This window comes from Vibrio sp. V31_P5A7T61 (assembly GCF_009904895.1).
Classification (GTDB): Bacteria; Pseudomonadota; Gammaproteobacteria; order Enterobacterales; family Vibrionaceae; genus Vibrio; species Vibrio metschnikovii.
The window spans coordinates 168,188-190,821 of sequence record NZ_WXWI01000057.1; the positions used below are offsets into that span (position 1 = coordinate 168,188).

17 protein-coding genes and 1 tRNA gene are annotated in these 22,634 nt (G+C 44.5%); 8 read left to right on the forward strand and 10 right to left on the reverse strand.

The genetic code is table 11. From position 1 onward, the window contains the following. Positions 1 to 6: 6 nt before the first annotated feature. Positions 7 to 744, forward strand: coding sequence for a 1-acylglycerol-3-phosphate O-acyltransferase (locus CAG58_RS13110; RefSeq protein ID WP_158138938.1), 738 nt, complete (start codon positions 7 to 9; stop codon positions 742 to 744). 100 nt (positions 745 to 844) lie between these two features. On the opposite strand, the gene CAG58_RS13115 is transcribed toward CAG58_RS13110, so the two are convergent. The 5 genes from CAG58_RS13115 to CAG58_RS13135 all read right to left on the reverse strand — a co-directional run bounded on the left by CAG58_RS13115 (position 845) and on the right by CAG58_RS13135 (position 5,541). Continuing rightward, positions 845 to 1,234, reverse strand: a complete 390-nt coding sequence (locus tag CAG58_RS13115; RefSeq protein ID WP_004394597.1) for a RidA family protein — start codon at positions 1,232 to 1,234, stop codon at positions 845 to 847. A gap of 141 nt (positions 1,235 to 1,375) precedes the next feature. Beyond that, positions 1,376 to 1,843 (reverse strand): aspartate carbamoyltransferase regulatory subunit, encoded by a 468-nt coding sequence (pyrI, locus tag CAG58_RS13120; protein ID WP_158138937.1) that lies wholly within the window; start codon positions 1,841 to 1,843, stop codon positions 1,376 to 1,378. Between the two features lie 11 nt (positions 1,844 to 1,854). Continuing rightward, on the reverse strand, positions 1,855 to 2,784 hold the full coding sequence (gene pyrB, locus CAG58_RS13125; protein ID WP_161426693.1) for an aspartate carbamoyltransferase: 930 nt from the start codon (positions 2,782 to 2,784) through the stop codon (positions 1,855 to 1,857). Positions 2,785 to 3,044: 260 nt separating this feature from the next. Beyond that, positions 3,045 to 4,049, reverse strand: a complete 1,005-nt coding sequence (gene argF / locus CAG58_RS13130; RefSeq protein ID WP_161426692.1) for an ornithine carbamoyltransferase — start codon at positions 4,047 to 4,049, stop codon at positions 3,045 to 3,047. Positions 4,050 to 4,164: 115 nt separating this feature from the next. Beyond that, the gene (locus CAG58_RS13135; protein WP_004394601.1) at positions 4,165 to 5,541 is read right to left on the reverse strand and encodes a PhoH family protein; all 1,377 of its coding nucleotides are present in this window, start codon (positions 5,539 to 5,541) and stop codon (positions 4,165 to 4,167) included. A gap of 445 nt (positions 5,542 to 5,986) precedes the next feature. On the opposite strand from CAG58_RS13135, the gene rapA reads away from it, so the two are divergent. Beyond that, complete coding sequence (gene rapA / locus CAG58_RS13140; protein ID WP_161426691.1) at positions 5,987 to 8,896, forward strand: RNA polymerase-associated protein RapA; 2,910 nt, start codon at positions 5,987 to 5,989, stop codon at positions 8,894 to 8,896. A 102-nt stretch (positions 8,897 to 8,998) separates the two neighbouring features. Here rapA and CAG58_RS13145 read toward each other — a convergent pair whose 3' ends face one another. Beyond that, positions 8,999 to 10,270: an NRAMP family divalent metal transporter gene (locus tag CAG58_RS13145; RefSeq protein ID WP_161426690.1), complete on the reverse strand. Its 1,272-nt coding sequence runs from the start codon at positions 10,268 to 10,270 to the stop codon at positions 8,999 to 9,001. Between the two features lie 444 nt (positions 10,271 to 10,714). On the opposite strand from CAG58_RS13145, the gene CAG58_RS13150 reads away from it, so the two are divergent. Then, positions 10,715 to 11,452, forward strand: a complete 738-nt coding sequence (locus CAG58_RS13150; protein WP_161426689.1) for a pseudouridine synthase — start codon at positions 10,715 to 10,717, stop codon at positions 11,450 to 11,452. Positions 11,453 to 11,516: 64 nt separating this feature from the next. After that, on the forward strand, positions 11,517 to 12,479 hold the full coding sequence (locus CAG58_RS13155; RefSeq protein ID WP_154170085.1) for a D-2-hydroxyacid dehydrogenase: 963 nt from the start codon (positions 11,517 to 11,519) through the stop codon (positions 12,477 to 12,479). A 62-nt stretch (positions 12,480 to 12,541) separates the two neighbouring features. Here the strand turns inward: CAG58_RS13155 and CAG58_RS13160 are convergent, their stop codons facing one another. The 3 genes from CAG58_RS13160 to pepA form a co-directional block, all read right to left on the reverse strand. Beyond that, entirely contained in the window at positions 12,542 to 15,400 is a 2,859-nt protein-coding gene (locus CAG58_RS13160) for a valine--tRNA ligase (RefSeq protein ID WP_161426688.1), read from the reverse strand. A gap of 94 nt (positions 15,401 to 15,494) precedes the next feature. Beyond that, positions 15,495 to 15,944, reverse strand: coding sequence for a DNA polymerase III subunit chi (locus CAG58_RS13165; protein WP_158138932.1), 450 nt, complete (start codon positions 15,942 to 15,944; stop codon positions 15,495 to 15,497). Between the two features lie 55 nt (positions 15,945 to 15,999). Then, positions 16,000 to 17,508 (reverse strand): leucyl aminopeptidase, encoded by a 1,509-nt coding sequence (pepA, locus tag CAG58_RS13170; protein ID WP_004394608.1) that lies wholly within the window; start codon positions 17,506 to 17,508, stop codon positions 16,000 to 16,002. Between the two features lie 192 nt (positions 17,509 to 17,700). Here pepA and lptF point away from each other — a divergent pair, with 192 nt between their 5' ends. Both lptF and lptG read left to right on the forward strand, forming a co-directional pair. Then, positions 17,701 to 18,804 carry an LPS export ABC transporter permease LptF gene (lptF, locus tag CAG58_RS13175; protein WP_004394609.1) on the forward strand — a complete coding sequence of 368 codons (1,104 nt, stop codon included), beginning with the start codon at positions 17,701 to 17,703 and terminating at the stop codon, positions 18,802 to 18,804. 3 nt (positions 18,805 to 18,807) lie between these two features. Continuing rightward, a complete protein-coding gene (gene lptG / locus CAG58_RS13180) occupies positions 18,808 to 19,878 on the forward strand; it encodes an LPS export ABC transporter permease LptG (RefSeq protein ID WP_004394610.1) in 1,071 nt (356 codons plus the stop codon). 97 nt (positions 19,879 to 19,975) lie between these two features. On the opposite strand, the gene CAG58_RS13185 is transcribed toward lptG, so the two are convergent. Further along, entirely contained in the window at positions 19,976 to 20,452 is a 477-nt protein-coding gene (locus CAG58_RS13185) for an RDD family protein (RefSeq protein ID WP_161426508.1), read from the reverse strand. A gap of 189 nt (positions 20,453 to 20,641) precedes the next feature. Between CAG58_RS13185 and CAG58_RS13190 the strand changes: the two genes are divergently transcribed. Both CAG58_RS13190 and CAG58_RS13195 read left to right on the forward strand, forming a co-directional pair. After that, positions 20,642 to 20,726, forward strand: a tRNA-Leu gene (locus CAG58_RS13190). A gap of 182 nt (positions 20,727 to 20,908) precedes the next feature. Then, positions 20,909 to 22,165, forward strand: a complete 1,257-nt coding sequence (locus CAG58_RS13195; protein ID WP_004394611.1) for an HD-GYP domain-containing protein — start codon at positions 20,909 to 20,911, stop codon at positions 22,163 to 22,165. Positions 22,166 to 22,634 lie beyond the last annotated feature (469 nt).

The following is a 22,634-nucleotide window of genomic DNA, read 5'->3' on the forward strand; positions in this document are numbered from 1 at the left end:
ATCTGCATGATTGCTGTCTTGCGTCTTTTGGCATTAGCTCTATTTGCTGTTGTGATGTTTGTTTTTGGATGTGGCTATTGTTTGCTCAGTCCGCGCAATCCAAAACACGTTTTCACCTTTGGCCGTCTGTTTGCCAAAATGTCTCGGGTATTTGGTATTACTTTAGAGTTACGTATTCCTGATGATGCTTATCATCGTGGTCAGGCGATTTATATTGCTAACCATCAAAATACTTGGGATCTTTTTACCGTCTCTGCGGCGGTAACGCCCAAAGTGGTCACGGTAGGCAAAAAAAGCCTATTATGGACACCGTTGTTTGGTCAGTTGTATTGGCTAACCGGCAATATTTTGATTGATCGCAGCAATAAGGCCAAAGCCAAAGGCACGATTGATCAAGTGGTGGATAGTATGAATAACAGTGACGTTTCGGTCTGGATGTTCCCTGAAGGAACGCGTTCCCGTGGCCGGGGGTTACTGCCTTTTAAAGCGGGTGCTTTTCATGCTGCGATAGGTGCGAAAGTGCCGATTATTCCGATAGTGTGCAGTTCTACCAATCATTTACGTTTAAATCGTTGGAATAATGGTCATGTGATTGTCGAAATGCTGCCGCCCGTTAGTACGGAAGGGTTAACTCGAGAACAAGTCCGTGAATTATCTAAGCAGTGTCACCATGATATGCAAATCAAATTGGCTGAACTTGATGCCGAAGTGGCGCGACTAGATGCTCAACCAGCTCGTGGATAATTGCCTTTTATAGAATCACTGAGCCGTTGAAGTCTCGCTAATACATCAGAGAAAAGAAAAAAGGTTGCTTATCAAGCAACCTTTTTTATCGCGAGAACGCTTATCGACGAACAGCGATCGCTTCAATTTCAATCCCAACATCTTTCGGTAAACGAGCCACCTCAACGCAAGAACGTGCAGGGTAATTGGCGACGTTGTGATCATCAAAAAATTGACCGTATACTTGATTTACGGTCGCAAAATCATTGAGATCTTTGACGAAGACGGTCATTTTAACGATATCACCTACCGTTAATCCTGCCGATTCAACCACCGCTTTAACGTTATCTAAAGATTGTTTTGCTTGAGCAGCGATATCAGCAGGGACTTCACCTGTCACTGGGTTTACAGGGATTTGGCCTGAAGTCAACACCATGTTACCTAAATCAATTCCCTGAATATAAGGCCCGATTGCCGCTGGAGCCGATTCGGTATGCAGAACTTTAGTCATGCGAGTTATTCCATAATCTTGATTAAAAATGAGTTTTTAGTGTGCCTCTAAACCTAGTAGAGGTAAAGAGGCAATCGGCAGAACCTTGGCGGTTTGCACTTCGTTTATGGATGTTACGTCGTTAGTACGAATGAACTCTGTTTAGGCTTCGCGTTCGGTGACCACTTCGCGTGAAAAGACTTTCTCACAGTATTTACATTTAAGACGAATTTCATTGGCTTTCTCAAAAATGCGGAAGCTACTCTCAACGGGTTCATTGTGTGAGATACAGTTGCTGTTTGGGCAAGCAAAAACGTTATTGATCTTTTCTGGCAGCGTTAAGGCTAATTTTTTAACGACTTGATAATCTTCTATTTGGTTAACCGTTGCATGGGGGGCATAAAGTGCGAGTTTATTGGCTTGATCTTCGTTGATAAAGACATTCTCTATCTTCAGGAGATCTTTATGGCCAAGTGCAGAAGAGGGAAGATTGAGTCCGATAGTGACGCGTTGATGAGAGTTGTGCATATCAAATAAACGCAAGACTTTGATCCCAACCTTGGCTGGGATGTGATCAATAACCGTCCCGTTTTTAATCGCTTCAACTTGCAGTTTAGTCTCTTTATTCATGTTCGGCTCCATTACAGTGACTCATTTAACACAAGGGCGAGCAGTGCTTCACGGGCATAGACCCCATTCTCGGCTTGTTGAAAGAAGTAGGCGTGCGAGGTTTTATCGACATCCGTTGTGATTTCATCAACCCGTGGCAACGGATGGAGGACTTTCATGTTTGAGCGAGCGTCTTGCAGCATCGTCGCCGTTAACACGAAGGCGGACTTAATATGCGCGTATTCTGATTCATCGAAACGTTCTTTTTGGACTCGTGTCATGTATAAAATGTCGAGTTCAGGGATCACGCTTTCCATATCGCTATGTAGGCTGTATTGCAGCCCGGCATCATCAAGTTCTTCACAAATGTAATCGGGCATTGCCAGTGCTTCTGGAGCGACAAAGAAGAAGCGGTTGTTGTCAAATTTCGCCAATGCTTGAGTTAAAGAGTGAACAGTACGGCCATATTTCAAGTCACCGACAAAGGCGATGTTTAAGTTATTTAAACGGCCTTGAGTTTCAAAAATGGAGAATAAGTCGAGCAGGGTTTGTGTCGGATGTTGATTCGAACCATCACCAGCATTAATCACCGGTATGCCATTGGAAAATTCAGAAGCAAGACGAGCGGCTCCCTCTTGAGGATGACGCATAACAAATGCATCAACGTAAGAGGCTATCACCTGAACTGAATCGGCTAAGGTTTCGCCTTTTTTAGCCAGTGACGTATTACCACCATTATCAAAACCAATCACGCTGCCACCGATACGTTGTACCGCTGTTTCAAAAGAGAGTCGCGTTCGAGTTGAGGGTTCGAAAAAACAACTGGCAATAACCTTATCTTTAATCAGAGTCGGTTTCGGTTCTGCTTTTAGCTGACCTGCAGTGCGGACAATCAATTCCAGTTCTGCTCGTGATAGCTCAGAAATGGAGATGATGTGCTTTTGGTAAAGCGAATTGGTCATAATGTCTTCCCTTGCTTGGTGTTTCGGCCATAAAAAAGCCCCCCGATCTGGGAGGCTATTTATTATCAATAAAGGGTAACAACGCATTGACTAGTAAGCAAAATTGCTCACCGCAATGAAGCATAGAAACATGGTTGATATCGTTTCTGTTCACAAGCCACCCCTTAGACAAATTGCTGGGCATTATACGCCGAACTTTTCTCAAGGCAAGCGTTTGCTTAGTGAGTTTTTCGTTTACTTATTAACCATTAAATGCATGGTTATCTACCTAAGGTGGCGACCATTACGGCTTTGATGGTATGGAGTCGGTTTTCCGCTTGATCAAACACGATCGCGTGTTCGGACTCAAACACTTCTTCAGTAACCTCTAAGCCTTGCATACCATATTTTTCGGCTACTTGTTTACCAACGGTGGTTTGATCATTATGAAAGGCGGGTAAGCAGTGCATGAATTTAACGCGAGGATTCCCCGTGGCACGAATAGCCGCCATATTAACTTGATAAGGCGTCATGATCGCCACGCGTTCGTCCCACGCTTCGGGTTCTTCTCCCATTGAGACCCAAACATCGGTGTAGAGGAAATCGCAGCCTTTGACGCCTTCTGCGACATCTTCGGTCAAGGTAATACTTGCCCCTGTTTGTTGGGCAATACTTTGACAAATATCGACTAATTGACGATCTGGCCAGAAAGCTTTAGGAGCGACTAAGCGAATATCCATGCCCATTTTTGCCGCGCCGACCATGAGTGAATTACCCATGTTATTGCGCGCATCACCAAGATAAGCAAAGCGGATTTGATCTAGAGCTTTACCATGAGAAAACTCTTGCATGGTTAGGAAATCAGCCAGAATTTGCGTTGGATGAAACTCATCAGTGAGGCCATTCCATACTGGAACCCCAGCATATTGGCCAAGTTCTTCGACGATCGATTGACCATAACCGCGATATTGGATGCCATCGTACATACGGCCCAATACTCGTGCGGTATCTTTCATCGATTCTTTATGGCCAATTTGTGAGCCGGAAGGGCCAATATAGGTGACTTGAGCGCCTTGATCAAAGGCGGCAACTTCAAAAGCGCAGCGGGTACGTGTGGAGGCTTTCTCAAAAATAAGCGCGATGTTTTTGCCCAGCAAGGTTTTTTGCTCGGTGCCTGCGTATTTGGCTCGCTTTAAGTCCGCCGCTAGACTCAACAAAAATTGAATTTCTTGGGGAGTGAAGTCAAGTAATTTTAGAAAATTACGCTGACGCAAATTAAAAGCCATATCGAGTCCTTAACCATAAAAAAGAATAGGACCAGTTAAACATATAAATGCTATAAAAGTGAATAATTATTTTTTGTTGGGCGGTGAGTTATGTGAAATAACTCACCGCATTGGATTACAAGTTTTCTTCCGCAAATTCGGCTAAGCGGCTACGAACGACACCATTGAGGTGAATGTTGGCACTGCCTTCGAAGTTTTTGAACCGCTCAACCATGTAGGTGAGCCCGGAGGTGACAGGCGTGAGATAGTGGGAATCAATTTGTGCCAAGTTACCGGAACAGACAATTTTGGTTCCTTCCCCACAGCGAGTAATGATGGTTTTAATTTGTGATGCGGTTAAGTTTTGGCACTCATCCAATAAGACAAAGGCATTTTGTATTGAGCGACCACGCATAAAGTTGATGGATTTAAATTGAATATTGGCTTTATCACAGATGTATTTGAGCGAGCCCTCGGTACAGTGATCGTGCTTGTGCAGCGCTTCTAAAGTATCGGTGATAGCGGCTAACCAAGGCATCATTTTCTCTTCTTCACTACCCGGTAAAAAGCCAATCGACTCACCAATATCGGGTGTGTTGCGAGTAACAATGATTTTATCGAACATTTTGCGTTCGATGGTTTGGTCTAAGGCGGCCGCCATGGCCAGCAACGTTTTACCACTACCGGCCGCGCCGGTGAGAATGACTAAATCAATCTCGGGATCGAGCAAGGCATCTAATGCCATGGCTTGATAAATGTTTTTTGGCATAATATCCCAGACTTTACGGTGCATGAGCCGTTCACGTCCAAGATCACGTAGGGTTATTGAGTCATCGCTGAGAGTTTCGACTCGAGCGGTGAAGTCGCTTTCTTCATCCAATACATATTGATTAATGTAGGTGGGCTCGAAGGGTTTGCGATCCAATTTATGGAAAGTTTTGCCTCCCAAAGTATAACTGTCCACACTATCGACATTATCCCAAAAATTACCGGGACGGGTCTGGAAGCCTTTTGTTAGGTATTGTACATCGTCAATTAATTGGTCAGTTCGGTAATCTTCAACAAAGCGTACTCCCGCTCCCTTCGCACGTAAACGCATGTTGATGTCTTTGGTGATTAATACCACCGAACGTGGTGCGCGCTTGTTTTGTAGGTGCAATACGGCATTCAGGATCCGGTTGTCCCCCTCTTTGTCGGTAAACGCTTTAACCGTTTCATGCACTTCGTAATCGGCCAAAATGGCAATGGTTCCTTTATTGCCACCTGAATTTTTTAATGGGATACCTTCAGAAATCTCATCCGGTGTTGCATCGTGGAAAATGTTTTCCAAGGCACGAATGGCGACTCGTGCGTCTCGGGCCACATCGCGTTTGCTGTCTTTAATTCTGTCGAGTTCTTCGAGTACGGTCATCGGGATGACGACGTCATGTTCTTGGAAGGAGTAAATTGCAAGCGGTTCATGCAATAGTATGTTGGTGTCTAGGACAAACAGTTTCCGGTCAGTATCGCCCATAAGCGTCTCCTTGCTATGTGATAGCGGGTATAATGAAGGTCTGCATTCTCGTACTTACGATCGATTCTACGCTGTCGCCAGGTTGTCGATCACTGCGGATAGAAGGCAAACTGGTATGGATACTCTCTGTTTGAACAAGCATATCGTATGCCAACAAACCTTACGCCGACGTAAGGTGATACCAGTTTAGTATCGTTTGGCAACCTGCTGGTCTTTTTCAGTATAGCAACCTATTGAATTAGCATTGACATTAAAATGTGACACTTTGATGTCAGCCAGCCACTGAAGAAAAAAAGCGTGGAATGGACGTGACCTGTATCACGCCATCAAGTAAGATTAGCGACCTTTTTCTGCACCATAACGGTAGGACAAGTAGACTTTTTCTTGGCACCGGTGCAGTCACGGTAACGGATAATGTTTAATCCCAATAGATGAGGTAGTCTTGATGACTTTTGCTTTAGGGCAACGCTGGATAAGTGATACAGAAAGTGATTTAGGGTTGGGTACAGTGGTCGCGATGGACGCTCGTACGGTGACGTTAATGTTTGCCGCATCCGAAGAAAACCGAGTGTATGCGCGTCATGATGCGCCAGTCACACGGGTGGCTTTTAATGTCGGTGATACGGTTGATAGTCAAGAAGGTTGGTCACTCAATGTTGAACAAGTGGTGGAAGATCAGGGCGTACTCACCTATTTAGGGACTCGTGAAGATACTCAACAAGCAGGCATTGCGTTGCGAGAGATTTTTCTGAGTAACCAAATCCGCTTCAATAAACCACAAGATAAGTTGTTTGCTGGGCAAATTGATCGGATGGATAACTTTGTGTTGCGTTATCGTGCGCTGACCAATCAATACCAGCAACATAAAAGCCCAATGCGCGGCCTATGTGGTATGCGTGCGGGGTTAATTCCTCATCAATTATACATTGCCCATGAAGTGGGTCGCCGTTATGCGCCTCGTGTCTTGTTAGCCGATGAAGTGGGTCTAGGTAAAACCATCGAAGCGGGGATGATCATTCATCAACAAGTGTTATCTGGACGCGCAGAGCGGATTTTAATTGTGGTGCCTGAAACATTGCAGCATCAGTGGCTGGTAGAAATGTTGCGTCGCTTTAACTTGCATTTTTCGGTATTTGATGAAGAGCGCTGCGTTGAGGCCTATGCTGAAGCGGATAATCCGTTTGAAACCCAGCAATATGTCTTATGTTCATTAGATTTCTTACGTAAAAGCCGGCAACGTTTTGAACAAGCGCTGGAAGCGGAATGGGATCTGTTAGTGGTTGATGAGGCGCACCATTTACAATGGAGCCAAGATAAACCGAGTCGTGAATATCAAGTCATCGAAGGATTAGCAGAACGCACACCCGCGGTATTATTGTTAACCGCGACACCAGAGCAACTGGGGCGCGAAAGTCATTTTGCTCGTTTACGCTTGTTGGATGCGGATCGTTTTTATGACTATGACGCGTTTGTTAAAGAAGAAGAGCAATATGCGCCTGTCGCTGATGCCGTGAGCGCGCTGTTATCTGGTCTTGCATTGACTGATACCGCAAAAAATCAAATCGCAGAATTATTATCCGAGCAGGACGTCGAGCCCTTACTGCGGGTATTAGACAGTCAAGCTGACGAACAGGAAAAAGCCGCTGCCCGTGATGAGTTGATCAGCAATCTTATGGATCGCCACGGTACAGGACGCGTTCTATTTAGAAATACGCGCGCTGCGATTAAAGGCTTCCCTAAGCGGAACGTGCATTTATTGCCGATGGAGATTCCAGCGCAGTACAGTACTTCAATGCGCGTCGCGGGGATGATTGGTGGTAAGCTAAGTCCACAAGCGCGAGCGATGAAAATGCTCTATCCAGAAGAAATCTTCCAAGAGTTTGAAGGCGATGATGCGAGCTGGTGGCAGTTTGATTCACGAGTCAATTGGTTGATTGATAAGGTTAAAGCCAAACGTAGCGAAAAGATTTTAGTCATTGCATCTCGCTCAAGTACCGCGTTGCAATTAGAGCAAGCTCTTCGTGAGCGAGAAGGGATCCGCGCGACGGTGTTCCATGAAGGAATGTCAATCATTGATCGCGATAAAGCGGCGGCTTATTTTGCTCAAGAAGAGGGCGGAGCTCAGGTACTGATTTGTAGTGAGATTGGCTCTGAAGGACGTAACTTCCAGTTTGCTCACCAGCTGGTTATGTTTGATCTGCCGTTTAACCCTGATTTGCTTGAGCAGCGGATTGGTCGCTTAGATCGTATTGGTCAAGAAAATGACATCGATATTTATGTACCTTATTTGCAAGGGACGTCACAAGGAATTTTGGCCCGCTGGTTTAATGAAGGATTGAATGCTTTTGCGGAAACATGCCCAACCGGGCGTGCGGTCTACGATCAATTCTCCGAAGCTTTGATCGCAATGCTAGCCACGGTAGACAGCAGTGAATTGGAAGGCGTGATCGACGCCTCAGCTAAGCTCAATCAAACCCTAAAAAGCCAATTGGAACAAGGGCGTGACCGTTTATTGGAAATGCACTCGAATGGTGGAGAAAAAGCACTGCAGATCGCTCAGTCGATTGCAGAAACCGATGGTGATACCAATCTGGTTTCTTTCGCATTAAGTCTGTTTGATACCGTTGGGTTAAATCAAGATGACCGTGGTGACAATGCTTTAGTGGTCACGCCCTCTGAACATATGATGGTTTCGAGTTATCCCGGTTTGCCTTATGAAGGGGCGACGATTACTTTTGACCGTAATACAGCGCTCTCTCGTGAAGATATGCACTTTATCAGTTGGGAGCACCCGATGATTCAAGGTGGGATTGATCTTCTAATGAGTGAAGGGGTTGGCGTTTGTGCGGTATCCCTGTTGAAAAATAAAGCGCTGCCAGTGGGGACGATTCTATTAGAGATGGTCTATCTGGTGGATGCTCAAGCGCCTAAGAGCAGCGGTATCAGCCGTTTCTTACCCGCAACACCAATCCGTATTCTGATGGATGGCCGCGGCAATGATTTATCGGCGCAAGTTGATTTTGAAAGCTTTAATCGCCAGTTAAGCCCGGTGAATCGTCATTTAGCCAGTAAATTGGTCGCTTCTGTGCAGGCTGAGATTCATCGCTTGATCGTTGCCAGCGATCCTGCGGTTAGCGCGAAAGTAGAGGCAATTCGTGAGCAGGCCAAGCAGGAGATGGAGCATAACTTGCACGCAGAGTTGGCGCGTTTATTGGCACTAAAAGCGGTTAACCCGAATATCCGTGATGAAGAGATCAGCGCATTAGAGCAGCAGATGAGCGCATTAAGTGGGTATATTTCTCAAGCGCAATATCAACTTGATTCACTGCGTTTGATTGTGGTTTCACATAACTAACGTTATATCTCGTACGCTTTAATGTTAAAAGGCTTTGTCAAATGACAAAGCCTTTTTTGATCCGTTCGAATCGGATGTGAAATAGAGCACCCGCTTTTACGATTAGATTAGCCATTTCCACCAAATAAACAGCGCTAAGAAGCCGAATAGATAAATCAATCCGACGATCGATAACGCTCGCGTTTTTTTACCGAGCGCTAATTCGGCTGGTAAAGGGGTCTTAGTGACTAAGATGTAATTAAGTAGGGCAAAAAATGGCGTGGTCATAAATGCCATTACCATGGCAAAGTTGAGCATCGGCATCAAGGCAAACGCCCAAAAGACAATGATGGCTAACGCCAGCGCTGAAACGATAAATAGCCATGTTTGAAACAAACGAGGCGAAGCGTGAGTTTTATGTTGCAGTAAACGCTGTGCTTCGGCAATTACACGCGAATAGCCATCAATCACGGTAATCGTGCTGCCAAAAATACAGAAAAAGGCGATAACAGCAATCAAATAGCGCGACCATTCACCAATGGTGGAAGCGTACAAACCAACCAGCTGATGAGAAAATCCAATCCCTGATTGTGCCAGTTCAACCCCTGTACCGTGTAGCACCAAACTGCCCAGGGCAAGAAACACGATAGCGAGCACGGCAGTACCAATATAGCCGACATTAAAATCAAACAGTGCTGACTGTGCAGTCACATTTTGTTGGCGGCGCTGACTTTTTAGCCACATTGAGGTTAAGCTCGAAATTTCAATCGGTGCCGGCATCCAGCCCATCGTCACGACGATAAAACCGATCGCAGCGAATGTCCAAGGTGAGGGCGTTTCGCTGACCACGGTTAATGGGGCAGGCCCAGTTGCGGCAATAAAGACTGCGGTGAGAGTCGCTAGGGTGAGCACTGCCATGATGGTTTTGGAGAGAACATCCAAAGCTTTGTAGTGCCCTGCGATCAAAATAATCAAACAAGTTACTAAAATGAAGCCGCTAAGTACGCTGGTCGCTATTTCAAATGGGATGAAGTAACCCAGTAAACTGGCACTGAATAACAGTAACGCAGCCGTATTAACTATTGCGGAGAAAATACTTAATAGAGTGAATCCCCACAGGTAGGTTTTTCCTAGTTTAGCGTAACCTTCAACGAGGCTTTCTCCGGTTCCCATGGTGTATTGAACACCAGCTTTAAAGAAAGGGTATTTGAATAAATTCACCAGTAAAATCAATGCCGCTAATTGCCAGCCATAAATTGCGCCAGCTTGAGTAGAAGCGACAAGATGGGAGCCTCCTACTGCCGCTGCGGCCATCATGATCCCCGGACCAAGTGAGCGAACTAATTGTTTTAATCTGAGTTTTTCGGTGTTTGAATAAGGGATACTGTTTTCCATTCTCGATCCTTTTTCTACCTTTGACTTGCGTTTGCGGTCACTTGGTTTTAGGCCATGATTCAGCAATCTTCAGTGCCAGAGGTATGATTGATAGTTGTGTTTGATTTATTGTTATGGTCACTATCCCCTTCCTACTTGAAGCTACAGCGGTGTTGGCTACGTTGGTTCACACCGATCGCATCGTCTGCCTATGCTCATGGGGATGAACTCACTTGCCGCCTACCTGCAACTCCAAGTGATTTGGGTATATGAATTATTGATCTTATGTCAATATATCGTATCAATATCATAGGTTAATATTCTGTCAACTTTTAGTTACGTTTTCGGTGGAGTTACTAAGCTCAAGCGATGCATAAAGTGCCGATCATCCCTCTTACCATCAATCTGCAACTTAACCCTATTTAAGTATATAATGCGGCGTTTTTTCCTGATGAGACAATAATAATGGCGATGATTGAATACCATCCCCCCACCGATCCGTGGATAGATGTGGTGTATGAAGATGAGTATATTTTGGCGGTCAATAAACCGTCAGGATTACTCTCTGTGCCCGGCAAACATATTGAGCACTATGACAGTATGTGGAGTCGCTTGGTGGCTGAGCATTCGGAAATCCAAGTCGTGCATCGTTTAGATATGTCGACGTCAGGTTTAATGCTGTTTGCTAAGAATAAATACATGGAAGCGGCGCTGAAAAAGCAGTTTCAGTATCGATTAACCCATAAAGTCTACTATGCGCGAGTATGGGGCAAACTTGAGCAGCAGCAAGGTGAAGTTGATTTACCATTAATTTGCGATTGGCCGAATCGTCCGCGACAAAAAGTCTGTTTTGAGCATGGTAAAGCATCGAAAACCTTGTATCAGGTGGTTAAGCAAGAGGAGCAGACAACGATTGTTCGTTTGTTTCCTGTCACGGGGCGTTCTCATCAGTTACGGGTACATATGTTAGCGATTGGGCATCCGATAGTCGGTGACGAGTTTTATGCTTCTCCTGACGCATTAGCTTTTTCTGATCGATTAGCCCTGCACGCTGCAGAACTCAGTTTTTATCATCCACGCAGTCATTGGCTGCGAACCATTTTTGTACCGTGTGATTTCTATCCCGAAGCTGAGGCGGTGATCTTGGATCATTTTGATCCAGAAAGAAAACTACCGGATTATAAAACTCTACCTCGTCCTTAATGTGATTGAACGAGACGAAGTGAAGTAATCAATGTGCGATTAAAGTGATTTGAGGGAGTGGTTTATGTCATTACTTAACATGGTGTTTTTGGATCGAGCGACGATCCCTCGTCATATTGATCTTCCCGATCTGAGCGTTGCTCACCAGTGGCGAGAGTATGATTTTACGACGCCTGATCAGGTACTTGAGCGTATCGGTGACGCTGATATCGTGATCACTAATAAAGTGGTACTCACTCGCGAGATACTGGCTCAACTGCCGAAACTCAAGTTGGTCGCGATTTCTGCAACGGGCACGAATAATGTTGATTTACCGGCGTGTCGTGAGCTAAATATTGCGGTGTGTAATGTGCAGGGGTACGCGACTCAATCGGTCCCTGAACATGTTATTGCGATGATGTTTGCTTTAAGGCGCAATCTCTTTGGGTATCATCAAGATATTGCTGCCGGAGAGTGGCAACGCAATAAGCAGTTCTGTTTCTTTACTCATCCGATTGGTGATATTGCCGGTAGTGTGATGGGTATTATTGGTGGTGGATCGCTCGGTAAAGCAACGGCAGCCCTAGCTCAAGCATTAGGGATGCAAGTGATGTTTGCAGAACACAAAGGTGCTGAGTCTTGCCGTGAAGGGTATGTTCGTTTTGAGCAGGTATTAACGACGGCTGATGTATTAACACTGCATTGTCCTTTAACGGCAGCGACCACCCATTTAATCAGTCAGCCAGAGTTGGCGTTAATGAAACCGAATGCGCTGGTTATTAATACCGGTCGAGGGGGATTAATTGATGAAGTGGCTCTGGTGGATGCATTAAAGCAGCGTCGTATTGCTGGAGCTGGGGTGGATGTGTTTACTCAAGAGCCCGCTGACATGGGGAATCCACTGATTGCCAATATGGACTTACCGAATTTATTACTCACTCCACATGTTGCTTGGGGAAGTGATAGTGCGATTCAACGTCTGGTGACGATACTAATCGCTAATATCGAGGCATTTATTGCTGGAAAGTCGCAAAATAGGTTGGTTTAGTTACAGGTTATAAAGAGAAAGGCAGCGTTATTGCTGCCTTTCTTATTAGGTAAAGATGAAATTTATAAAGCGCTGATAGTGGCTTTTTGTTCGATTAACTTCACCAGGGTTTCTTGATAGCCATTGAGTTTGTCACGCTCGACAGCAACCACTGCTTCTGGGGCTTTAGCGACAAACCCTTGATTGCTCAGTTTGCCTTCGATGCGTTTGATCTCGCCTTCGGTTTTGGCGATTTCTTTCGCTAGACGCTCAAGTTCAGCTTGCTTATCAATCAATCCTGCCATCGGGATCATCAATTCTGATTTGCCGACCAGTGCGGTAGCACAAGCTGGCGTTACTTCATTGCTTTCAATCACTTGTACGGACTCAAGTTTGGCGAGAGAAATCAGCACAGGTTTATTGGCTTCAACGCGTGCGGCATCTTCTTCGCTAGCAACTTTTAACATTACCGATAAAGGTTTGCCCGGATTAATGTCATATTCAGCACGTAGGTTACGAATGCTGGTAATAAAGGCTTTTACCCATTCAATATCATCCAGTGCCTGTTGATTAAAGTTCTCTGGATTATATTGAGGTAGTGCTTGGAGCATGATGGTCTCGCCCTCAACCCCGTCAACCAGAGGCTTGATGCTTTGCCAGATGGTTTCGGTAATATAAGGGATCACCGGGTGAGCCAAACGCAGTGTTTTTTCGAGAACGGTAATAAGGGTGCGACGCGTACCGCGTTGCTGAGCTTCAGACCCTTTCCAAAGAATGGGTTTGGTTAGCTCTAGATACCAGTCACAGAATTGGTTCCAGATAAACTCGTATAAGGTATTTGCAGCCATATCTAATCGGAAATTATTGATATGGTTATTAAACTCTTTGGCTGCTAGCTCAAACTGGGATTCAATCCACTTGTCGGCCAGTGAGTACTCGATCTCACCAGCAGTAAAGCCACAGTCTTGCGCTTCGGTATTCATTAACACGTAACGGCTGGCATTCCACAACTTATTACAGAAGTTACGGTAGCCCTCTAAGCGTTTCATATCCCAGTTAATATCACGACCGGTTGAAGCCATGGCTGCTAGCGTGAAGCGCAGTGCGTCGGTTCCATAAGGTTCGATACCGTTTTCAAACGTTTTACGCGTGTTTTTCTCGATTTTAGCGGCAAGTTGAGGCTGCATCATGTTGCCACAACGTTTCTCAACTAATGACTCTAGATCAATACCATCGATCATATCGATAGGATCGAGGACATTACCTTTCGATTTTGACATTTTATCGCCATTTTCATCACGGATAAGGCCGGTGACATAAACGGTTTTAAATGGGACTTGAGGTTTGCCATGTTCATCTTTACAGAAATGCATGGTCATCATGATCATCCGTGCTACCCAGAAGAAAATAATGTCAAAGCCTGTCACCAATACATCTGATGGATGGAAGGTTTTTAGTGCATCGGTATTTTCTGGCCAGCCTTGTGTACCAAACGTCCAGAGGGCAGAGGAGAACCACGTATCTAACACATCGTTATCTTGCTTAAGCACTACGACTGGTGCAAGGTTATGTTTGGCACGGACTTCTTGTTCATCACGACCGACATAAACGTTGCCATCATTATCATACCAAGCCGGAATACGATGTCCCCACCATAGCTGACGAGAAATACACCAATCTTGTACGTCGCGCATCCAAGAGAAGTACATGTTTTCGTACTGCTTAGGCACAAACTGGATGTCACCGTTTTCGACGGCTTCGACGGCTGTTTTTGCTAACGGAGCTGTGCGCACATACCATTGATCGGTCAGCATCGGTTCAATTACGACACCACCACGATCACCGTACGGTACGGTTAGATCATGATCTTTGATTTCATCCAGTAAGCCCAGTTCGGCAAATTCAGCAACGATTGCTTTGCGTGCGGCAAAACGCTCCATACCGTGGTATTTTTCTGGAAGCTCACTGCTGTACACATCACTTGCTTCGCCATTACTATTAAACACTTCGGCAGCATCACGAATGTTGGCATCAAAGGTGAGAATGTTGATCATCGGTAATTGATGGCGTTTACCCACTTCATAGTCATTGAAGTCATGAGCTGGAGTGATTTTTACACAACCCGTGCCTTTTTCCATATCGGCGTGCTCATCGGCAACGATAGGAATGCGGCGATTGACGATAGGGAGTAAAATTTCTTTACCGATCAATGCTTGGTAACGAGGATCTTCAGGGTTAACCGCGACACCAGTATCACCGAGCATGGTTTCAGGACGAGTGGTGGCGACGACGATATAATCTTTACCGTCCGCAGTTTTAATGCCATCGGCTAACGGATAGCGGAAATGCCACATGTGGCCTTTGATATCTTTATTTTCAACTTCAAGATCGGAAATCGCGGTGTGCAGTTTTGGATCCCAGTTAACAAGACGTTTGCCACGATAGATCAAATCATCTTCATACAAACGAACAAACACTTCTTGCACGGCATTTGATAGGCCATCGTCCATGGTAAAGCGTTCACGCTCCCAATCGACGGAAGCCCCTAGACGACGTAGCTGTTGAGTAATCGTACCGCCAGATTCAGCCTTCCACTCCCAAATCTTGTCGATAAACGCTTCACGACCATAATCATGCTTCGTTTTGCCTTCTTCTGCAGCAATTTTGCGTTCAACGACCATTTGGGTAGCGATACCGGCGTGATCCGTTCCAACTTGCCATAAGGTATTTTTACCCTTCATGCGCTCGCAACGGATCAAAGTATCCATGATGGTATCTTGGAAAGCGTGACCCATATGAAGGCTACCAGTGACGTTCGGTGGCGGGATCATAATGCTGTACGCTGGCTTTGAAGTGTCACCGTGTGGCTTAAAGTAGCCGTTCTCTTCCCAAGTCTGATAGAGAGCTTGTTCGATTGCTGTTGGGTTATATGTCTTTTCCATAGTGCTCTTAAATGGATACTGTGAATGGTTAATCTTAGTCAAACTTCATAAGTGAAGGATCTTGGTCAAGATCGCCTTAACTATAAGGTTTGACCTACGGATGCTGTAGCTCGACAGTTTGTAACTGATAGCCTGCTTGACGATAGATTTTATATCGTTCACGTGCCAGCTGCTTGGTTTTTTCTTCGCAGGGGACGAAGTCTACCACCTCTCTAAAGGCGTTCGCAAAGGTTGTATGATTATCGGCCAGATTTATTACCAATTGGCGGTTGTAGCTTGGCTTCACTCCGTGATAACCAATCTCAATCGGAGTGCCATATTTGGGACCTTCACCGATCAGGTTATGAGCGATAAACTGAGTGGGCTCAACTTGCCAAAAGCGTTCCGCTAACTGTTCTGCGTGAAGCTGGTCTTGGCAATGTACGTACACCTTGGCACCTTGCCGAGCAAAATGGTGCGCTAGGTAAACAATATAGTGCTCAAATCCTGTAATGGTCGCTTGAGGGCTATCATTAGCAATTAAATAAAAGGTTGCGGTTGCCATTGGTTACCTCACATTGATTGCAATAAAAAAGGGCCGTTTGGCCCTTTTTTGAGGTTTATTCCTCGCTATCGTGGCCACTACGATTGAGGAGAAATTGCACTAACATCGAGACTGGACGTCCAGTCGAACCTTTGGCTGCACCCGATTTCCAAGCTGTACCAGCCACATCAATATGTGCCCAGTTATATTTCTTGGTAAACTTCGATAAGAAACATCCTGCGGTGATGGCACCACCTGGACGACCGCCGATATTAGCCATATCAGCAAACGGGCTCTTTAATTGTTCATGATATTCATCTGCTAGCGGTAAACGCCAAGCACGATCACTCGATTGCTCAGAGGCGTTGATCAACTCATGAGCCAGAGGGTTATGGTTCGACATAACGGCACTGATGTGATGACCAAGAGCAATGACGCAAGCTCCCGTTAAGGTTGCGACATCAATGACGCAATCGGGTTCAAAACGCTCAACATAAGTTAGAGCATCACACAGTACTAATCGCCCTTCAGCATCGGTATTCAATACTTCAACGGTTTGGCCTGACATGGTAGTCAGGATATCGCCTGGGCGATAGGCATTACTGCCAGGCATATTTTCACAACCAGCCAAAATACCCACCACATTAATGGGTAGATTCAGCTTTGCCAGTGCCTTCATGGCACCAAACACTGAAGCTGCGCCACACATGTCGTATTTCATCTCATCCATGGCTTCGCCTGGTTTGAGTGAGATACCGCCTGAATCAAAGGTTAAGCCTTTACCAACCAGCACAATCGGTTTTGCTGTTGGGTCTGCGTGTCCTTTATATTCGATCACCGACATCATGGATTCATTTTTCGAACCTCGGCCTACCGCTAAATAAGACGTCATACCGAGTTTTTCCATCTCTTCTTCACCAATGATTTTGGTGGTGATGGTCGGATAATCGTCCGCTAAACGACGGGCTTGAGAAGCCAAATAGGCTGGGTTGGCGATATTCGGTGGCATATTACCAAGATCTTTACTGGCTTTCACACCAGAAGCAATCGCTAAACCATGGTTGATGGCTCGTTCACCTAAGCTTAATTCTCGGCGAGTTGGAACATTAAATACCAGCTTACGCAGTGGGCGACGAGTTTCTGGCTTAACACTTTTAAATTGATCAAAGGTATACAAACCATCTTTAGTTGCTTCTACGGCTTGACGAACTTTCCAGTAGGTGTCGCGGCCTTTAACGTGTAACTCAGTTAAGAAGCATACCGCTTCCATTGAGCCAGTTTCGTTAAGAGTGCTAATGGTTTTTTGGATGATCTCTTTATATTGACGTTCACCCAGTTCACGCTCTTTACCACAGCCAACCAGTAATACTCGTTCAGACAAGACTCCCGGAACTTGATGCAACAGCAGCATCTGGCCCGGTTTTCCTTCTAGATCACCGCGACGCAATAGTGAACTGATGTAGCCATCACTGATTTTATCAAGCTGTTCTGCTACTGGAGAAAGTCGGCGTGGTTCAAAAACCCCCACCACAATGCATGCACTGCGTTGTTTTTCTGGGCTACCACTTTTAACACTGAACTCCATGCGTACTCCTACATCCTAAAGACAAATAGAACTAAATGTTAGATAATGCATTCTTACTTGATGAATCCGTTAATGGATCAACCTATAGTTTAGGTGTTCTAACAGATAGCGAAATTTTAAAAAAATAAAAGGTTCAACGGGAAATTATAGTGATTCAATCAAAAAAACAAGTTTTGCATAGGTTATTTCAGCGTGATTATTGTTAGATATTTGATCAGAGAGACATTAAAGAGCCAGTTTGCGATCTTTTTCGTGCTGTTTTTAGTGTTTTTGAGCCAAAAATTCATTCGTGTTCTCGCTGATGCTTCGGATGGTGAAATTCCTGCGCGAATGATCCTATCAATCGTCGCGTTAAATATGCCAGCGATGGGATTGCTCATGCTGCCGCTGAGCTTATACATCGGTATTCTGCTGACCTTTGGTCGCTTGTACGCAGAAAGCGAAATCACCGTAATGAACGCAACGGGTATCGGCAATAAGTTTCTGATCCGCGCCGCGCTTTACTTAGCGATCATTACCTCAAGTGCCGCGGCTTTTAATGCTTTTTGGTTATCGCCATGGAGCCAAGATAAAGAAGCTCAACTCATTGAACAGTTAGCGGCGGAAAGTAGCGTTGATTTATTACAAAAAGGTCAATTTCAGCGCTCGCCAGATGGTTCATCAGTGGTTTTTATTGATAACATCGAAAATAGAAAGTTACAGAATGTTTTTGTCGCACAGCTTGCCCCCCGTCAATCGATTTTACCTAGCGTGATGTTTTCTGATTCTGGCGAAGTCAAAGAATTGAGTGATGGCCGGCAGATGATCACTATGCATAATGGGGTTCGTTATGAAGGGGTTCCGACGCGATTAGACTATATGATCACGCGTTTTGATCAATACGAAGGCTTAATTGGTCAACGCTCGGTCAAGGCTAAAGGACGTGATTGGCAAGAAACGCCGACTTTAGCTCTGATTCGGAATCCTGACTCGCGTGCGCAAGCAGAGCTGCAATGGCGTATTTCATTGGTATTGTGTATTCCACTATTAACAATGTTAGTGGTGCCACTGTCGGCAGTCAATCCGAGACAGGGACGATTCGCCAAAATGGGCCCCGCCATTTTGATTTATTTAACCTATTTCTTAACCATCAGCGCCATGAAATCGGCTTTAGAAGATGGAACGATTCCGATTGAAATCGGTATGTGGCCCATCAACGCCGCCTTGTTATTTGCAGCGATTATTGCAAATACCTTGGATAGCGTATGGGTAAGAAAGATGAAAGACAAATTCAGACCAAAGCGCAAGGTGGCCTAATTCGTGTTTAAAATTTTAGATTGGTATATCGGGCGAACTATTATTGCTACCACAACTCTTGTACTGGTGACCTTCGTGGGCTTGTCCGGCATTATTAAATATGTTGAACAGTTAAGAAAAGTTGGCGATGGCAGCTATGATCTTTTGCAAGCCTTGTTTTTTGTGCTGTTAAGTGTGCCGCGTGATGTGGAAATGTTTTTTCCTATGGCGGCGCTACTGGGTGCGCTCATCGGTTTAGGAGCCTTAGCCGCCAGTTCAGAATTAGTGGTGATGCAAGCCTCTGGCTTTTCTAAATTAGATATCGGTTTATCGGTGCTCAAAACCGCGATTCCCTTAATGATTATTGTTACGTTACTGGGTGAATGGGGCGCTCCTCAAGCTCAAAAAATGGCGCGTGATATGCGCGCCTTCGCAACCTCTGGTGGTAATATCCTTTCCGTAAGGACAGGTGTATGGGCCAGAGACGCCAATGATTTTATCTTTGTTGCGAAGATTGATAATGAACGCCTCTATGGTCTGAATATGTGGCGTTTTGATGAGCAGAAACAGCTTCGTCATGTGGTATTTGCTGAACAGGTGGATTATCTAGGTGATAATCATTGGTTAATGAAACAAGTACAAATAACTGATTTACAAGATAATGTGGTTTTAACCAAACAGTATTTAGATGTCTACCAATGGCGTACGGCTTTAGCACCCGATAAATTAGCGGTTGTGACGGTTAAACCTGAAGAGCTCGCCTTAAGCGGCCTTTACGATTATGTACATTACTTGAAAGCCTCTGAGCAAGACGCCTCTCGTTATGAATTAGCCTTGTGGCGTAAATTGACTCAACCATTCTCGATTGGTGTGATGATGTTGATGGCATTGTCATTTATTTTTGGTCCACTGCGCAGCGTAACCATGGGAGCGAGAATTCTTTCTGGGGTGATTGCGGGTTTCACTTTTTACATTTCCAGTGAGTTTTTTGGTCCATTAAGCTTAGTTTACGGTTTCCCCCCAGCTTTTGGTGCTATTGCCCCTAGCTTGGTCTTTCTCACGATTGCCGTTATGTTATTACGTCGTAAGTTGTAGAATGAAACAAAGAAAGGGGAGATAATTTATCTCCCCTTTCTTTGTTTCGAGCAAGATACCTTTCTTTTTAGAGCTCAACGTAGCTTGGTTATGCGTTTCAACGAGATTGATTGACTACAACCACTTCTGTCTTCGCCCATATATCTTGAAAACTGCGTTTTTGTGGATCAATCAGCACGGTTAGATTCCCTAATCCTAGCCCTGCAGTTGCAAGCCGAATAAGAGCTTGTGTGGTCGTAATTAAGCTACCGTCTTGATTACGGACCAAGATCTTCGATGCTTTCATACCTAAGGTTTGCCCATGCTTGGTCCAACAATAAACAAAAAAGTAAATCCAAATAGAGGCCAGATACAAGGTATAGGCTGGACTGAAAGTGGGATGACGAGTTAAAAATTGGCTGACATTTTGATAAGGGCCATAACTTAGGACACCAATGGCGACTAAGGTTTCTAAAATAACCATTATCATACCGCCCGCGACGATCAACAAAGAAACAACAATCAATGAATCATAGAGTAGAGCGGTCAATCGGCGGAAAAATCCGGCTGACAGTAAGGTTGAAGTTTTATTCATAGTCGTCTGTGTAAAGTGCGATAAATGACCATCAGCATATCGGTAGTTTGTCGCTCTGGAAAGAGAGTTAGAAAAACAAGAGGCGTTGTGGCGAAATATTCAGCAAACGATTTGTTTTTCAATATTTTGTTATTGCGCTAGCGTCGTTCTTACGTATAATTCCGAACATCAGATGGCAATAGCCAAGATGCCGATGTGGTGAAATTGGTAGACACGACGGATTCAAAATCCGTTTCCTTCGGGAGTGGCGGTTCAAGTCCGCCCATCGGTACCATTATTTATACAACAAAGCCTCGACGAAAGTCGGGGCTTTGTTGTTTCTGAAGCAACCACATCGATATTTTCAATTTCATGCCGCTAATATGTTAACCGCAAGCACAGTTAGCGACCTCTGAGGGTGATCTTGCCCTGCGTATCTCCTACACTAGAAAAAATTCTATTTTGTTGGTCCTGATCGTGGCAAGTACAAGCATAAAAATCACCGTCGATAGATTGCAGCCAGGTTTACATATTCGCTTACCAGTTAAATGGAATGAGCATCCTTTCTTATTTAATAGTTTTAAAATTCAGTCCATTGAACAAATTCAGTTGATCAAGCACTTGGGCATACAGCACGTCTTTTTAAATCCCGCACAAAGTGATACTTCGCCTTTACCTCTCGATAGTGAGTCTCAAACAGTAGCAGAACCGACGGATCTTGATGAACAGGCGGATAAGCTCTGGCAGGAGAAAGAACAGCGGATAGAGAAACTCAATCGTTATCGTCGCCAAGTATTAGAGTGTGAAAAAGAGTTCGAACGTTCTTTGGCGCGTATGCGAGCAATTATGAATAAAATTCGTAGTCGCCCAGCTGATGCTATTGATGAAGCCAGTGCCTTAGTTGAAGAGATCGTCGACAAGTTATTGAGTGATGAGAATGTCACTTTGCACTTAATGAATAGTAAAAGTGAATTTGAAGATATCTATTTCCATTCACTGAATGTTTCGGTGATCTCAATGATGATCGCTAAAGCTAAAGGGCTCACAGAGCAACAAATCAAACAAATTGCTTTTGCAGCACTATTTCATGACATTGGTAAAATAAGAGTACCGAGTGCGATTGTACGTAAAACCACTCCGCTCACTGAACCAGAGAAAAATTATCTTAAGCTACACACAAAATATGGCTTAGAAATGGTGAGTAGTTTTGAAGCTTTTCCAGAAAGCGCAAAAATTGTTATTGAGCAGCACCATGAGTTAAGCGATGGTTCTGGATACCCTAAAGGTCTTAAAGAAGCCGATATTGATGAATTAGCTCAAGTCATTTCGGTTGCGAATGCATTTGATAATCTGTGTCATCCAGCGATTGCCAGCGAGCAAAAAATTCCTTATATCGCACTTTCTTATCTATATAAAAATGCCAAGCATCTTTATAACCAGGAAAACTTAAGTATTTTAGTGAAATTTATGGGGGTATATCCACCAGGTACAGTAGTGCAATTGTCGAATCATGCTATAGGCTTGGTGATATCCGTCAATGCTAAGCAGCTATTATCGCCGAATGTATTGATTTATGATCCTTCGGTTCCTAGAACACAAGCGCCAATTATCGATCTCGCCGATAAGGAAATAAAAATCCTGAGTGCAATTTTGCCACATAAGCTTCCTGATAACATTCGTGATTACTTAAATCCAAGAGCTCGGATTTCCTATTTCTTTGACAGTGATGATTAGTTATCCACAGGAAGGTGTGGGTAATATGTTGGCTATATGATGATAAGTGGTAGGTAAATAATGGCTTGCTGGTTATTTGCGCAAACAGCGTTTTTTTTCGGGAAAATTTAAAATTTACGCTTGCCAAGTTTATCGAACTCCCTATAATGCGCCCTCACTGACACGGCAGACGCCGCAAGGCTTCAGGCAGTGTTGGTTGAGGGAAAGCTTCTAAAAAAGAAAATTTGAAAAAGTGAAAAAGTGTTTGACTCTTCAAATTAACTCGCTAGAATTCACCTCCGCTTCGAAGCTCAACGAGAGATTCGCAAGCCAGCTCTTTAACAATTTAAACCAATCAATCTGTGTGGGCACTCGTTGATGATAATCAAAATGCTTAGCAATAAGCACTTCGGTTTCAATGAACTGAGTGACCAAATTGATAGGGCTTTTAGCACTATCGGCACAGTCAATTCATTATCGTTCTGTTGGA

What these genes read in the sequence shown, in the direction of transcription:
- CAG58_RS13110 (WP_158138938.1), top strand. Translation starts at nt 7, where the DNA reads ATGATTGCTGTCTTGCGTCTTTTGGCATTAGCTCTATTTGCTGTTGTG.
- CAG58_RS13115 (WP_004394597.1), bottom strand. Translation starts at nt 1,234, where the DNA reads ATGACTAAAGTTCTGCATACCGAATCGGCTCCAGCGGCAATCGGGCCT.
- pyrI (WP_158138937.1), bottom strand. Translation starts at nt 1,843, where the DNA reads ATGAATAAAGAGACTAAACTGCAAGTTGAAGCGATTAAAAACGGGACG.
- pyrB (WP_161426693.1), bottom strand. Translation starts at nt 2,784, where the DNA reads ATGACCAATTCGCTTTACCAAAAGCACATCATCTCCATTTCTGAGCTA.
- argF (WP_161426692.1), bottom strand. Translation starts at nt 4,049, where the DNA reads ATGGCTTTTAATTTGCGTCAGCGTAATTTTCTAAAATTACTTGACTTC.
- CAG58_RS13135 (WP_004394601.1), bottom strand. Translation starts at nt 5,541, where the DNA reads ATGGGCGATACTGACCGGAAACTGTTTGTCCTAGACACCAACATACTA.
- rapA (WP_161426691.1), top strand. Translation starts at nt 5,987, where the DNA reads ATGACTTTTGCTTTAGGGCAACGCTGGATAAGTGATACAGAAAGTGAT.
- CAG58_RS13145 (WP_161426690.1), bottom strand. Translation starts at nt 10,270, where the DNA reads ATGGAAAACAGTATCCCTTATTCAAACACCGAAAAACTCAGATTAAAA.
- CAG58_RS13150 (WP_161426689.1), top strand. Translation starts at nt 10,715, where the DNA reads ATGGCGATGATTGAATACCATCCCCCCACCGATCCGTGGATAGATGTG.
- CAG58_RS13155 (WP_154170085.1), top strand. Translation starts at nt 11,517, where the DNA reads ATGTCATTACTTAACATGGTGTTTTTGGATCGAGCGACGATCCCTCGT.
- CAG58_RS13160 (WP_161426688.1), bottom strand. Translation starts at nt 15,400, where the DNA reads ATGGAAAAGACATATAACCCAACAGCAATCGAACAAGCTCTCTATCAG.
- CAG58_RS13165 (WP_158138932.1), bottom strand. Translation starts at nt 15,944, where the DNA reads ATGGCAACCGCAACCTTTTATTTAATTGCTAATGATAGCCCTCAAGCG.
- pepA (WP_004394608.1), bottom strand. Translation starts at nt 17,508, where the DNA reads ATGGAGTTCAGTGTTAAAAGTGGTAGCCCAGAAAAACAACGCAGTGCA.
- CAG58_RS13185 (WP_161426508.1), bottom strand. Translation starts at nt 20,452, where the DNA reads ATGAATAAAACTTCAACCTTACTGTCAGCCGGATTTTTCCGCCGATTG.